The sequence below is a fragment of the Massilia sp. Masssp93 genome, from assembly GCF_059491295.1.
The window spans coordinates 1380800-1395216 of record NZ_CP168502.1; the positions used below are offsets into that span (position 1 = coordinate 1380800).

Annotated in this window: 10 protein-coding genes; 3 read left to right on the forward strand and 7 right to left on the reverse strand. The window is 65.1% G+C overall.

Annotated elements, in window-relative coordinates; all coding sequences use genetic code 11:
• Nucleotide 1: 1 nt before the first annotated feature.
• The 3 genes from ACEN9Q_RS06070 to ACEN9Q_RS06080 form a co-directional block, all read right to left on the reverse strand.
• Nucleotides 2–1198 carry a substrate-binding domain-containing protein gene (locus ACEN9Q_RS06070; protein ID WP_495627684.1) on the reverse strand — a complete coding sequence of 399 codons (1197 nt, stop codon included), beginning with the start codon at nt 1196–1198 and terminating at the stop codon, nt 2–4.
• Nucleotides 1199–1234: 36 nt separating this feature from the next.
• On the reverse strand, nt 1235–2107 hold the full coding sequence (locus tag ACEN9Q_RS06075; RefSeq protein WP_495627685.1) for an alpha/beta fold hydrolase: 873 nt from the start codon (nt 2105–2107) through the stop codon (nt 1235–1237).
• 93 nt (nt 2108–2200) lie between these two features.
• Entirely contained in the window at nt 2201–4561 is a 2361-nt protein-coding gene (locus tag ACEN9Q_RS06080; protein WP_495627686.1) for a TonB-dependent receptor, read from the reverse strand.
• A gap of 351 nt (nt 4562–4912) precedes the next feature.
• Between ACEN9Q_RS06080 and ACEN9Q_RS06085 the strand changes: the two genes are divergently transcribed.
• Nucleotides 4913–5833, forward strand: coding sequence for a LysR family transcriptional regulator (locus tag ACEN9Q_RS06085; protein WP_495627687.1), 921 nt, complete (start codon nt 4913–4915; stop codon nt 5831–5833).
• A 136-nt stretch (nt 5834–5969) separates the two neighbouring features.
• On the opposite strand, the gene ACEN9Q_RS06090 is transcribed toward ACEN9Q_RS06085, so the two are convergent.
• Complete coding sequence (locus tag ACEN9Q_RS06090; RefSeq protein ID WP_495627688.1) at nt 5970–7106, reverse strand: GNAT family N-acetyltransferase; 1137 nt, start codon at nt 7104–7106, stop codon at nt 5970–5972.
• A 27-nt stretch (nt 7107–7133) separates the two neighbouring features.
• Here ACEN9Q_RS06090 and ACEN9Q_RS06095 point away from each other — a divergent pair, with 27 nt between their 5' ends.
• Complete coding sequence (locus ACEN9Q_RS06095; protein ID WP_495627689.1) at nt 7134–9188, forward strand: NAD(+) synthase; 2055 nt, start codon at nt 7134–7136, stop codon at nt 9186–9188.
• Between the two features lie 44 nt (nt 9189–9232).
• Complete coding sequence (locus tag ACEN9Q_RS06100; protein ID WP_036236923.1) at nt 9233–9571, forward strand: P-II family nitrogen regulator; 339 nt, start codon at nt 9233–9235, stop codon at nt 9569–9571.
• 1226 nt (nt 9572–10797) lie between these two features.
• Here ACEN9Q_RS06100 and ACEN9Q_RS06105 read toward each other — a convergent pair.
• The 3 genes from ACEN9Q_RS06105 to ACEN9Q_RS06115 form a co-directional block, all read right to left on the reverse strand.
• A complete protein-coding gene (locus ACEN9Q_RS06105; RefSeq protein WP_495625211.1) occupies nt 10798–11964 on the reverse strand; it encodes an IS4 family transposase in 1167 nt (388 codons plus the stop codon).
• A 279-nt stretch (nt 11965–12243) separates the two neighbouring features.
• Complete coding sequence (locus ACEN9Q_RS06110; protein WP_495625211.1) at nt 12244–13410, reverse strand: IS4 family transposase; 1167 nt, start codon at nt 13408–13410, stop codon at nt 12244–12246.
• A 366-nt stretch (nt 13411–13776) separates the two neighbouring features.
• On the reverse strand, nt 13777–14403 hold the full coding sequence (locus ACEN9Q_RS06115) for a trimeric intracellular cation channel family protein (protein WP_200958299.1): 627 nt from the start codon (nt 14401–14403) through the stop codon (nt 13777–13779).
• Between the last annotated feature and the right edge of the window lie 14 nt (nt 14404–14417).

The following is a 14417-nucleotide window of genomic DNA, read 5'->3' on the forward strand; positions in this document are numbered from 1 at the left end:
GTCAGCGCTTGTTCCGGATGGGCAGCGGCAGTTCGCTCGCCGGGATCTCGCGCACCAGTTCCAGCAGGTCCCACTCGCTCTTCTGGTCCTTCTTGATGCGGAAGTGGTACATGGGCTGCAGTGCCTGGTGATCTTCTTTTCGGAACGTCATCGTACCCTTCGGCGTGTCGAACGACATGCCTTCCATCGCCGTCACCATCTGGTCGCCGTTCCCGGAAGGGACCTTTTGCAGCGCCGCGACGACGGCCGCCGCCGCCGCCATGCCGCCGGCCGTGAACATGTCGGGCGGGGCCTTGTAGCGCTTCGTGTGCTCGGCCACGAGCCAGTCGTTCATCTTGTTCTTCGGGAAGCCGTAGTAGTAATTGATGGTGCCTTCGGTGCCGGCGTATGCCTTCCACGTCTTCATCACGGGCAGGATGTTGCCGCCCGGGGCGAGCGAGATGCCGTAGCGTTCCGGCTTCATGTCGGCGATCTTGTTCATCGGGTTCGGGCCGGCCCAGACGATGGCCAGCACGCGCGGCTGCGGCTTGTCTTTCAGGGCGTCGAACAGGCGCTGCGTGGGCGCCGTGAAATCGGTCGCGGCGGCGGGGGCGTATTCTTCATGGACGACGGTCGCCTTGCTTCCGGTCGCGGCCAGCGCTTCCTTGCCGGCCTTGATGGCGTCGCGGCCGAACGCATAGTCCTGCGCGAGGAACGCGATGCTGCCGCTCTTCAGCGTCGACGCCGCGGCCAGCGCGTCCTGCATCGAATTGCGCGCGGTGCGGAAGATGTACTTGTTCCACCGGGCGCCCGTGATCTCGTCGGCGACGGCCGGTTCGACGATCAGCACCTTCTTGTATTCCTTCGCGACCGGCAGCATCGCGAGCGCCGCGCCGGATGACGTGGTGCCGACGGCGATGTCGACCTTGTCGTCGCCATAGGCCTCGGCCAGCAGCGTGCGCGAGAGGTCGGGCTTGCCCTGGTCGTCCTTGACGAGCACTTTCAGCTTGCGGCCGTTGATTTCCATCTTGCCGCCGGTGAGGTATTCGAGGCCCAGCATGAAGCCGGTCTCGGTTTCCTTGGCATACGATTCGAGCTGGCCGGTCTTGCCGGCGATCAGGGCGACCTTCAGGTCCGGGGCGGCCAGGGCGGCGCCCGTCGCCGTCAGGGCGAAGGCGGCGAACAGGGTCAGGGGCAGGGGTTTGATCAGGCGTTTCATGTTGTCTCCATGTTTGGTGGGCACGGGGTGCCCACCCTACGGTGCAGTGGCCAGGAATTTCACGATGGCGTCCAGCGCTACGGGTTCGGTCAGCATCGGCGCGTGGCCCACGCCCGGCACGTCGACGTACGCCATCGCGGGTGCCGCGCGCCGCATCCACGCGGCTTGCCGTTCTTCCAGCAGGTCGGACAGCGCCCCGCGCACCAGCAGCACCGGGCGCTCGTGCGCGAGCTTGCGGAACGCCATCCGCAGCGGCAGCGACGTCGGCCTGAGTTTACCGGTTTGCAGGGCGATGGCAATGTTCGGGTCGTAGCGGGGCGCCAGCCGGCCGGCGGCGTCCGGGGCGAAGGCGCGGCGCGCCCATTTGTCCCATTCGGGGGCATCGTTGTCCGGGAAAGCGCAGGCGTTGATGTCGCGCACGTAGCCCGCGGCGTCTTCCCACGAGCCCACGGTGCCCGTCCGGCCCGCGTAGCCGGTGATGCGCGCCAGGCCTTTTTCCGAGATGACGGGGCCGATGTCGTTCAGTACGGCCGCAGCCACCAGGTCGATGCGCCGCGCCGCCAGCGTCATGGTGATCAGGCCGCCCATCGACGTGCCGATGAATACGGCGCGCGCGATGCCGAGGTCGGATGCGAGGCGGACGACGTCGCCGGCGTACACGCCCGGCGTGTAGTTGTCGTGATTCGGATCGCGCTCGGAATCGCCGCGGCCGCGCACGTCGAGCGCCAGCACGCGCCGTCCCAGCGCGGCGATGCGCGGCGCGAGCTCGTCGAAGTCGGACGCGTTGCGCGTCAGCCCGTGGATGCAGATCACGGGCAGCCGCGCCGGCCCGCCCGCGCCCGCGTAGTCGCGTGCGTGCAGCGACAAGCCATCGTCACTGGTGAAGGTGATGTCGGTGTAGGTGGACATGTGACCGTTTGGTTTGTTGACAGGCGCGTCGAGCCTGGGGCGCCTCGGCGGAGAGCCCCGGCGGGGGGCTCTCCTCGCGGTCCGGGCGGACGATCAGAACTTCACGTCCAGCGTCGCGCGGACGCTGCGCGGGTCGCCGTAGAAGGCGGTGACGGAGTTGAAGAAGCCGGAGAAGTTATAGCCGGCCACCTTGTAGCGCTTGTCCGTCAGGTTGCGGCCATGCAGTCCGACCTGATACTTGCGGTCGGAACTGGTCCAGACGAGGCCCGCGTCCCACAGGCCGAAGCCGCCCTGGGACAGCGCCAGGTTGCCGGGGATGGTGGCATCCAGGCTGGGGACGCCGGTCGGGCGCGCGATCTCGGTCTGGTACACCTTGCTCTTGTAGGCAATGCTGTTCATCAGGCTCAGCGTGCCCGAACGTCCCGCCAGCGCGAGCGGCCAGTCGTAGTTCACGGACAGGTTGGCGGCGTTCTTGGGCGTGTTCTGGAACTCCGTGCTGCCCGCGATGTTGACCAGGTTGGCCCCGTTCGCGACATACCACTGCTTGTACTTGGCATCGATGTGGCTGTACATCGCGCTGACGCTGAGCGCGTTGGTCAGGTAGGCGATCATTTCCAGTTCGAGGCCGTCGATCCTGGCCTTGCCGGCATTCGTCAGCGTGCCGGCGAAGCCGTTCACGTTGCCGTTCGCGTCGAAGGTCGGGATCGAGCCGGGGATCTGGACGTTCTTGTAGTCGGTGTAGAAGACCGCGGCATTCGTCTGCAGGCGGCCGCCGTGCATCGACGACTTCAGGCCCAGCTCGACGGTGCTGACTTCTTCCGGATCGACGCCGCGGCGCTTGGCCAGCGAGGCCGCCGTGTTCGGGCCGCCGGATGCCGTCAGGTCCATGCGCGGATCGAACATGCCGCCCTTGAAGCCCTTGGAAAAGGTGCCGTAGACGTTGTGGTCCGGCGCGAACTTCCAGCCGATGCCGACCTTGGGCGTGAATTTCTTGTCGGTGCGGTCCAGGTCGTCCTTGCCGAGATCCGTGTTCGGCGGCCCGAACGCGAAGGCGGCCGGATTGCCCAGCAGCGCCGACCCTTTCAAGCCGAGATAGGTCTGCTTGAAGATGCGCGCGCGCCGCTGGTCGTCCGTGTAGCGGCCGCCGACCGTGACGTTGAACGTGTCGGTCAGGCTGTAGCTGGCGTCGGCGAAGGCCGCCCACGTGCGGGTGTCGATGTCGTCGTACGTCAGCAGCGACAGGCCGCCGGCCGCGTTGTACAGGACGTCGAACTTGTTGAAGGCGTTGGCCTTCATGTAGAACACGCCGGCCACGCCCTGCAGGCGCGAGCCGGTGTAGGTCAGCTGGAATTCCTGGCTGGTCTGGTGGTCGCTGTAGATGGCCGGCGCCTCGAACAGCGGCGTCTCGAGCGAATCGAAATCGATCGGGGCATACGATTCCGACTTGCGGTTGGCGGTGATCGACTTGAACGACAGGGTCGGATCGATGGTGTAGTCGATCAAGAGCGAGGTGCCCTGGTTGATTACCTGCTGCTTGTGGCCGACCACCGAGTACAGGTCGGCGCGCGTGTCGTACAGGCCGGGCAGCGGCTGGATGTTGGCCGGCGCGGGGCCCGCCGTCACGCGATAACCCTGGCGCGGTTGCGAGTCGTCGACCGTGCGGTCGTAGGCGAAGCGCACGAACAGGTCGCTGTTCGGCAGCAGTTCCGCGCTGATGCGGCCGGCCCACAGGTCCTTGTTGTAGTTCTGCTGGCCGGTGAGGACGTTGTGGCCGAAGCCGTTGCGGTTGAAGGTGGCGAGCGTGCCGCCCAGGCGCAGGATGTCCGTCACGGGCGTGCTGGCCTTGACGACGAGGTCCGCTTCGCCGTAGTTGCCCACGGTGGCCTTCGCATCCAGCATGGGTTTCGGGGCGAGCTTGCGGGTCACGTACTTGACGGCGCCGCCGATCGTGTTGCGGCCATACAGCGTGCCCTGGGGGCCGCGCAGCACTTCGATGCGTTCGAGGTCGTAGATGTCGGTGAGGGCGCCCTGCGGACGCGCCAGGTAGACGTCGTCGAGATAGATGCCGACGCCCTGCTCGTAGCCGGCGACGGGGTCCTGCTGGCCGATGCCGCGGATGAACGCGGTCAGCGTGGTGTTGGTGCCGCGCGACGTTTTCAGCGTGGTGTTCGGCACCTTGTCGGTGAGCGCGGTGAGGTCGGGGATGGCCTGTTTTTCGAGCTCGGCGCCGGACAGCGCGGTCACCGCGCCCGGTACGTCCTGGATCAATTCGGCGCGGCGGCGAGCGGTCACGACGACCTTGCTGATGTCTTCCGTGGCGGACGCGGCAGGAGCGGTGTTCGCGTCTTCCTGGGAATGGGCGACCCCGATCGTGCTGCCGTACATTGCCATGAGCACGGCAATGGACATGGCGGAACGGGCGGGGCGGTGCAGTTTCGGCTTGCTAACACGCATTGAATGTCTCCTGATTTTGTTTGGTGTTATGCGTTCAGGTACGTTTCGCATGATCGGAGTGTGCCTCGGATGAAACTGGTTGAAAAGACAACGCCGCGCCCACCGGTTGTGCATTTATGCACAGCACGCCGGAACCGCCCATCGCAGGCGGCGCCTGAGGACGCGGCACGTTGCAACGCGCGGAAAACCGCTCTGCTGTGCATACGCAAGAGATATTCCGAAAACGTTGCAGCGGCAATGTGCACTGGTGCACAATATGTCACCTTGATATCAAACAACGGGTTCTCGAAAAAGCCGCACTGAACGGTGACCCCATGCGTGACGGGTCGGCGGGGACCGGGGGAGACAACCATGCACAGCCTGCCGGAGTGGACGGATTTGCGGTTTTTCCTGGAGCTGGCGCGCGCCGGCACCCTGTCGGGGGCGTCGCGCCGCCTCGACGTCGAGCACACGACCGTCGCCCGGCGCATCGACCGCCTGGAGCAGCAGCTGGGGACGACCCTGTTCGACCGCTCGCGCGAAGGCTACGAGCTGACGGAGATGGGCCTGGCCCTGCTGCCGCACGCCGAGGCGATGGAAGGCGCGGCGCTGGCCGCCACCGAGCAGCTGGGCGGGGCGGAAGTGGCGGCGCACGGCGTCGTGCGGCTGGGCGTGCCGGAAGTGTTCGGGGTGCGCGTCGTCGCGCCCCTGCTGGTGACACTGTTCGACGAGCACCCGGACCTGTCGATCGACCTGCTGGCCCTGCCGCGCTTCGCCAACCTGGCCAACCGCGAGGCCGATCTCGGCGTCATGCTCGATCCGCCGTCGACGGGGCGCTACATGGTGACGCGCCTCGCCTCGTTCCGCTTCTACCTGTATGCGTCGCCGGCGTATCTCGCCCGGCACCCGCCCATCCGCACGCATGCGGACCTGGAGCACCACCACTTCGTCGACTACGTGCAGGACCGCCTGGCCAGCCGCGAACTGTCATACCTGAACGAACTCGGATTCACGCCGCGCCGCCGCCTGTGCTGCTCGGGCATGGGGGCGCAGATCGAGGCGGCGTCGCTGGGCCTGGGCCTCATGATGGCGCCGCCGTATGCCGTGCCGGACGACGGCCGTCTCGTGCCCGTCCTGCAGGGCTTTTATGCGGAGCGCTCGTTCTGGCTGGCGGCGCCGACGGACCTGTACCGGCTGCGCCGCGTGAAGGTCGTGTGGGACCTGTTGCGCGACCTGGCCGACAACAATCCGAAGCTGTGGTGGGACAAGGGCGACATCGGGAGGGCGGCGTGATCCGCGACTATGTGCCGGCCGACCGACCGACCGACCGCGCCGCCATCACAATTTGCCGCCGATCCGCGGCGTGCCGTATGCGCGTTATGTGTTGCGGTTGACGTAGCGCGTGGGCACGGCGTGCCCACCCTACCGCTCATTTTCGGAACGGGTTGCGGTCGTTGAGCTCATCGATGTAATCGTCGATCCCGCCGGCTTCGCGCTCCAGGAAGCGCTCGACGGCGTCCGCGAACGACGGATGCGCGAGCCAGTGCGCCGACCAGGTCCGCGTCGGCAGGAAGCCGCGCGCCATCTTGTGCTCGCCCTGCGCGCCGCCTTCGAACACCTGGATGCCCTGTTCGATGCAGAACTCGAGCGGCTGGTAGTAGGCCGCCTCGAAGTGCAGGCAGGGCACGTGTTCCAGCGCGCCCCAGTAGCGGCCGTACAGGGTGGTCGCGTCGTGCACGACGAGCGAGGCCGCGATCGGGTGGCCGTCGCGCTCTGCGATCACGAGCAGCAGGTTGTCCGGCATCGTTTTTCCGATGCGGCGGAAGAAGTCCAGGTTCAGGTAGGGCTTGGAAAAGTGTTCCGAATAGGTGTTGCGGTAGCAGCGCGTGAAGAAGCGCCATTCCTCGTCCGTGATGTCCCGCCCGCGCACGCGCCGCAGCGAGACGCCGGCCTCGCGCACCTTGCGCCGCTCGGCGCGGATGTTCTTGCGCTTCTTTTGTTCCAGGGTGGCGAGGAAGTCGTCGAACGTCGCATAGCCTGCGTTCATCCAGTGGAACTGCACCCCGCTGCGCAGCATGAAGCCGGCGTCGGCCAGCTGTTTCGCTTCCTCGTCCGGCGGGAACAGCACGTGCGTGGACGACACCTCCGTCGCCTTCTGCGTCTTCACCAGAACGTCGACGAGGGCCGCCCGCGCCCGCGCGTCGCGCGCGAGCAGGCGCGGGCCGGCGACGGGCGTGAACGGGATCGCGGACAGCAGCTTCGGATAATAGTCGAGTCCATGCTCCTGGTAGGCATTGGCCCACGCCCAGTCGAACACGTATTCGCCGTACGAATGGCCTTTCACGTACAGGGGCAGGGCGGCGGCCAGGCCGTCGGCGGCGTCGTACAGCGCGATGTACTGCGGCTGCCAGCCCGTTTCCGGCGTCGCGCTGCCGGATTCGTGCAGCGCGTGCAGGAACGCGAAGGACAGGAACGGGTTGGCATTGTCCTGCAGGGCGACGAGGCCGTCCCACCGGGCTTGCCCGATCTCGGACAGAGAAGAAACGATATGCGTGCGATAATTCAAGATGACTTCCGTGAGCTGTTGAGACCTATGGATAAGCGATTCTTCAACCTGTATTCCCACGATTTCGCGCGCGTGGCCGTCGCCAGTCCGCGTTGCAAGGTCGCCGACCCGGCCTTCAACGCGCAGGAAACGATCCGCCTCGCGCGCGAGGCCGCCGACGCGGGCGCCGTGCTGGCCGCCTTCCCCGAACTGGGCTTGTCGGCCTACACGTGCGACGACCTGTTCCACCAGCGCGCGCTGCTCGACGCCGTGCTGGACGCGCTGGCCGAGGTGGTCGCCGCATCGAGTTCTCTGCCGCTGGCGCTCGTCGTCGGCGCGCCGCTGCGCGTCGGCCACGTGCTGTTCAACTGTGCCGTCGTCGTCGCGGGCGGCCGCATCCTGGGCGTGGTTCCGAAAAGCTATCTGCCCAATTATGGCGAATTTTACGAAAGTCGGCAGTTCAGCGCGGCGGACAACGCCGCAGTCGACCATATTTCGCTGCTGGGCCAGGACGTGCCGTTCGGCCCCGAGCAGCTGTTCGAGCTGGAGAATCTGCCGCTGCTGCGCTTCCACGTCGAGATCTGCGAAGACGTGTGGGTGCCGATCCCGCCGTCCTCGTACGCCGCGCTGGCCGGCGCGACGGTGCTGGTGAACCTGTCGGCGTCGAACGTCGTGGTGGGCAAGAGCGGCTATCGCCACCAGCTCGTGGCGCAGCAGTCGGCGCGCTGCCTGGCCGCGTACCTGTACACGTCGGCCGGACAGGGCGAATCGACGACGGACATGGCGTGGGACGGCCAGTCGCTGATCTACGAAAAGGGCGACCTGCTGGCCGAGTCCGAGCGCTTCCAGGGCGACTCGCACATCGTCTATGGCGACGTCGACCTGGAACGCCTGTCCGTCGACCGCATGCACACGACGACGTTCGCGCAGTCCGTGCGGCGCCATGCGCACGAGGTGGCAAAATTCCGCGTGCAAAAGTTTGCCGTCCCGCTGCCGCTCGAGCGCGACCTGCCGCTGGCGCGCCTCGTCGAACGCTTCCCGTACGTGCCGGCCGACGGCCGCCGGCGCGACGCGCGCTGCACCGAGGTCTACAACATCCAGGTGCAGGCGCTGGTGCAGCGGCTGCAGTCGTCCGGCCACCAGAAGGTCGTGATCGGCATCTCGGGCGGCCTCGATTCCACGCACGCGCTGCTCGTCTGCGCCAAGGCGATGGACAAGCTGGACCTGCCGCGCGCGAACATCCTCGCGTACACGATGCCGGGCTTCGCGACGAGCGAACGCACCTTGCGCCAGGCGCGCGAACTGATGCGCGTCGTCGGCTGCACGGCGCACGAAATCGACATCCGCCCCAGCTGCATCCAGATGCTCAAGGACCTCGGCCACCCGTATGCGGAGGGCGCGGAACAGTACGACGTCACGTTCGAGAACGTGCAGGCGGGCGAGCGCACGAGCCATTTGTTCCGCCTCGCGAACCATCACCACGCGATCGTGATCGGCACCGGCGACCTGTCCGAGCTGGCGCTGGGCTGGTGCACGTACGGCGTGGGCGACCACATGTCGCACTACAACGTCAACGCGAGCGTGCCCAAGACGCTGATCTCGCACCTCGTGCGCTGGGTCGCGGACACGAAGCAGGTCGGCGAGACGGGGTCCGATGTCCTGATCAACGTGCTGGAAACCGAGATCTCGCCGGAACTGGTGCCGGGCAAGGCGGGGGACGCGAACAAGCCGGCGCAGGTGACGGAAGACTTCATCGGCCCGTACGAGCTGCAGGATTTTAATTTGTACTACACGATCCGCTACGGTTTCGGACCGGCCAAGGTCGCGTTCCTGTCCTGGAGCGCGTGGCGCGACGCGGCACGCGGGCCGTGGCCGGAAGGCGGCAACCCGGCGCGCAACCAGTACGGCCTCGCGGCGATCAAGAAGAACCTGGGCATCTTCCTGTGGCGTTTCTTCAAGACGAGCCAGTTCAAGCGCTCCTGCGTGCCGAACGGGCCGAAGGTCGGCAACGGCGGCTCGCTGTCCCCGCGCGGCGACTGGCGCGCGCCCAGCGATTCGGAAGCGACCGTGTGGATGGCGCAGCTGGCCAGGATTCCAGATTGACCGGGCGCCATGCGATAATCCCGGGAAATTGAAAGGAGATACACATGAAACAGATTACCTGCGTGATCAAGCCGTTCAAGCTGGACGAAGTGCGCGAAGCGCTGGCCGAGGTGAACGTCACCGGCCTGACCGTCACGGAAGTGAAGGGCTTCGGCCGCCAGAAGGGCCACACGGAACTGTACCGCGGCGCCGAATACGTGGTCGACTTCCTGCCCAAGGTGAAGATCGAAGTGGTGGTCGACGATGCGCTGACGGAGCAGGTGGTGGACGCCATCATCAAGGCCGCGCGCACGGGCAAGATCGGCGACGGCAAGATCTTCGTGCAGGAAGTGGAGCAGGTGATCCGCATCCGTACCGGCGAGACGGGGCCGGACGCGGTTTAAGCCCGCGCGCGTCGTCCCCGCGAAGGCGGGGATCCAATTTCAGCCGGCGGGCCGCGAGCAACTTGGGTTCCCGCCTGCGCGGGAACGACGGTTTGAAGCCGGACGCGTCGCCTCCGTGCACTCGCCGCCGCGCACACCCGTCGTCCCCGGCGAAGGCGGGGATCCAATTTCAGCCGGCGGGCCGCGAACAACTTGGGTTCCCGCCTGCGCGGGAACGACGGTTTGAAGCCGGACGCGTCGCCTCCGTGCACTCGCCGCCGCGCACACCCGTCGTCCCCGCGAAGGCGGGGATCCAATTTCAGCCGGCGGGCCGCGAGCAACTTGGGTTCCCGCCTGCGCGGAAACGACGGTTCGAAGCCGGACGCGTCGCCTCCGTGCACTCGCCGCCGCGCACACCCGTCGTCCCCGGCGAAGGCGGGGATCCAATTTCAGCCGGCGAGCCGCGTATAACTTGGGTTCCCGCCTGCGCGGGAACGACGGTTTGAAGCCGGACGCGTCGCCTCCGTGCACTCGCCGCCGCGCACACCCGTCGTCCCCGCGAAGGCGGGGATCCAATTTCAGCTGGCGGGCCGCGAACAACTTGGGTTCCCGCCTGCGCGGGAACGACGGTTCGAAGCCAGACGCGTCGCCTCCGTGCACTCGCCGCCGCGCACACCCGTCGTCCCCGCGAAGGCGGGGATCCAATTTCAGCCGGCGGGCCGCGAACAACTTGGGTTCCCGCCTGCGCGGGAACGACGGTTCGAAGCCAGACGCGTCGCCTCCGTGCACTCGCCGCCGCGCACACCCGTCGTCCCCGCGAAGGCGGGGATCCAATTTCAGCCGGCGGGCCGCGAACAACTTGGGTTCCCGCCTGCGCGGAAACGACGGTTCGAAGCCGGACGCGTCGCCTCCGTGCACTCGCCGCCGCGCACACCCGTCGTCCCCGCGAAGGCGGGGATCCAATTTCAGCCGGCGGGCCGCGTATAACTTGGGTTCCCGCCTGCGCGGGAACGACGGTTTGAAGCCGGACGCGTCGCCTCCGTGCACTCGCCGTCGCGCACACCCGTCGTCCCCGCGAAGGCGGGGATCCAATTTCAGCCGGCGGGCCGCGAACAACTTGGGTTCCCGCCTGCGCGGGAACGACGGTTCGAAGCCGGACGCGTCGCCTCCGTGCACTCGCCGCCGCGCACAACCGTCGTCCCCGCGAAGGCGCACTGCTGTCCGGAATAAAATTCTTGACAGTTTCATCAGATGAGGCTCAGCTGGAGCTCTGCCATTTCTTGCTGAAGTCGCCGTCGTTGTCGATAGCGGGAAGCTTCGATCTCGGGGCGCTGAAACAAGGTGGCGCGTATCAGCACGAGACAGTCCCAGAGACTGATCTTGAGCGAGTGCCGCTGCTTGTAGAGCGCCACGAGCAAATAGCTGATCAACGCTGTAAGCACCTGGATGCGCACTGCGTTTTCGCTCCGCCCGAGGAATTTTTTGATTTTCAGGTGCTGCTTGATCCACTTGAAAAACAGTTCGATTCCCCAGCGCTCCTTGTAACGCTGGGCGATCTCGAACGCGGCGCTGTCCAGATCGTTGGTGGCCAGGACAAGCGGCGTGTCCTTTTCCGGGCGAGCGATCGTGATACGCCGTAGCGATGCCAGGTACGGGTTGTCTCGTCCTCCGGGACGCTTATGTTTGAGCCGGACGATTTCATCATTGAGCACGACCCCGGCGGCTTCGGCGGGAATGCTTCTTTCTTCGATTATCTGTAGGCCGGCATTGCGTTTGAACCGGGTAACGAACTGCGCCCCAGCCTGACTGATGGCGTTCCACCAGGCGTAGTCGCAGTAGCCTTTGTCGAAGACGTAAAGGGCGCCCCGAACCAGCGGTACGCTCCAGGCTTTCTCTACGTCGTTCACGTTGGCCGCGCTGAACGAAATCCAGTCTGGCGTCCGGGTCTCGGCATCGAGCAGGACATGGACCTTGATACCCTGGGTGTTGCGGGTGCGGTTTTCTTGTGTCCAACGCTCGAATTCCCGTCCCTTGAGCGTCAACGACGTCGAGTCGAGCAGATACATCAATTCAGCACTATCGCTGCGCAACTGACGCGACACCTGTCCCATCAGCCAATTGGCGACGTCACTGAACACGGTATCGGAGCGCCTGGCGTTCGCATCGGCCAGCGTCGTACGTTTGATCATCCCGGCGCCCAAATGGTAATGGTGAGAGCGGTGATGATTAAAGCCCGTCTCCAGCGCCCGCAAGCCCGGCGCTTCACTGAGCTGCCCGTACATCATTGCGATCAGGTGCTGCCAGTGCCCGAATTTTTTAGAGTACTTGTCGGCCTTGTGTCTTTTTACCAGCCGATCGAACTCCGAGCGGGGCAGGCCCTTTAATAATTCCTGAAAGGTAGCTATGCTGAACATGTTGCGGGGTTTTGGTTTTTTGAGTTTGGCGACTCGGGTATACGCCCGCAAACCAGTCCCTGCAACACCTTCAGCGATTTCCCCTCAAATTATTCCGGACAGCAGTGCGCGCAGGCGGGAACCCAAGTTTCCCGCGGTGCGATCACGCATGCAATATTGGGCCCCCGCCTGCGCGGGGGCGACGGTCTCTCAGCTGATGGCTGCTTCCAGCAACGTCACAGTCACCGTCGTTCCCGCGCAGGCGCACTGCTGTCCGGAATAAAATTCTTGACAGTTTCATCAGATGAGGCTCAGCTGGAGCTCTGCCATTTCTTGCTGAAGTCGCCGTCGTTGTCGATAGCGGGAAGCTTCGATCTCGGGGCGCTGAAACAAGGTGGCGCGTATCAGCACGAGACAGTCCCAGAGACTGATCTTGAGCGAGTGCCGCTGCTTGTAGAGCGCCACGAGCAAATAGCTGATCAACGCTGTAAGCACCTGGATGCGCACTGCGTTTTCGCTCCGCCCGAGGAATTTTTTGATTTTCAGGTGCTGCTTGATCCACTTGAAAAACAGTTCGATTCCCCAGCGCTCCTTGTAACGCTGGGCGATCTCGAACGCGGCGCTGTCCAGATCGTTGGTGGCCAGGACAAGCGGCGTGTCCTTTTCCGGGCGAGCGATCGTGATACGCCGTAGCGATGCCAGATATGGGTTGTCTCGTCCTCCGGGACGCTTATGTTTGAGCCGGACGATTTCATCATTGAGCACGACCCCGGCGGCTTCGGCGGGAATGCTTCTTTCTTCGATTATCTGTAGGCCGGCATTGCGTTTGAACCGGGTAACGAACTGCGCCCCAGCCTGACTGATGGCGTTCCACCAGGCGTAGTCGCAGTAGCCTTTGTCGAAGACGTAAAGGGCGCCCCGAACCAGCGGTACGCTCCAGGCTTTCTCTACGTCGTTCACGTTGGCCGCGCTGAACGAAATCCAGTCTGGCGTCCGGGTCTCGGCATCGAGCAGGACATGGACCTTGATACCCTGGGTGTTGCGGGTGCGGTTTTCTTGTGTCCAACGCTCGAATTCCCGTCCCTTGAGCGTCAACGACGTCGAGTCGAGCAGATACATCAATTCAGCACTATCGCTGCGCAACTGACGCGACACCTGTCCCATCAGCCAATTGGCGACGTCACTGAACACGGTATCGGAGCGCCTGGCGTTCGCATCGGCCAGCGTCGTACGTTTGATCATCCCGGCGCCCAAATGGTAATGGTGAGAGCGGTGATGATTAAAGCCCGTCTCCAGCGCCCGCAAGCCCGGCGCTTCACTGAGCTGCCCGTACATCATTGCGATCAGGTGCTGCCAGTGCCCGAATTTTTTAGAGTACTTGTCGGCCTTGTGCCTTTTTACCAGCCGATCGAACTCCGAGCGGGGCAGGCCCTTTAATAATTCCTGAAAGGTAGCTATGCTGAACATGTTGCGGGGTTTTGGTTTTTTGAGTTTGGCGACTCGGGTATACGCCCGTAAACCAGTCCCTGCAACACCTTCAGCGATTTCCCCTCAAATTATTCCGGACAGCAGTGCGCGAAGGCGGGGATCCAATTTCAGCCGGCGGGCCGCGAACAACTTGGGTTCCCGCCTGCGCGGGAACGACGGTTTGAAGCCAGACGCGTCGCCTCCGTGCACTCGCCGCCGCGCACACCCGTCGTCCCCGCGAAGGCGGGGATCCAATTTCAGCCGGCGGGCCGCGAACAACTTGGGTTCCCGCCTGCGCGGGAACGACGTATGAATTTAGCGGGCCGCGAACGACGGTGTCGATGCTGAAGGCGAGTGCAGCGCCTGCTACCGCCCCAGCCTCAGATCGAACTTCCACGTCACGAGCCGGAACACGACGATGAACATCGCGCTGGACCACAGCGCGAAGTCGTGCGGGAAGCCGTTCATCCCCAGCAGCAGGAACATCCAGTTGCCGAGGAATGCGCAGATGGCGTAGGGCTTGCCGTCCCGGAACACCATCGGCACTTCGTTGCAGACGATGTCGCGCATCACGCCGCCGCAGATCCCCGTGATCACGCCCATCATCGAGGCGATGAACAGGGGCATGCGCGCGTCCAGCGCGGACGACACGCCGGCCACGGAAAACAGGCCCAGGCCGACGGCGTCGGCGATCACGATCAGCCGTTCCGACACGATCTGGCGCAGCGTGCGGATCAGCGGCGTCGCGACCAGCGCCAGCACGAAGATCAGGATCGCGTATTCCTGGTGGATCACCCAGAACAGCGGCCGTTTATCCAGCAGGATGTCGCGGACGGTCCCGCCGCCGAACGCGGCGATGAAGGCGACCGTGAACACCCCCACCACATCCATGCGCTTGCGCCGGGCCTCGATGAAACCCGAGAACGCGCCGACCAGGATCGCGACGATCTCGATGACGGTGATGAGGTGGATGCCGCGGCCCGTTGTCTCCATCTTGCTAGACTAAC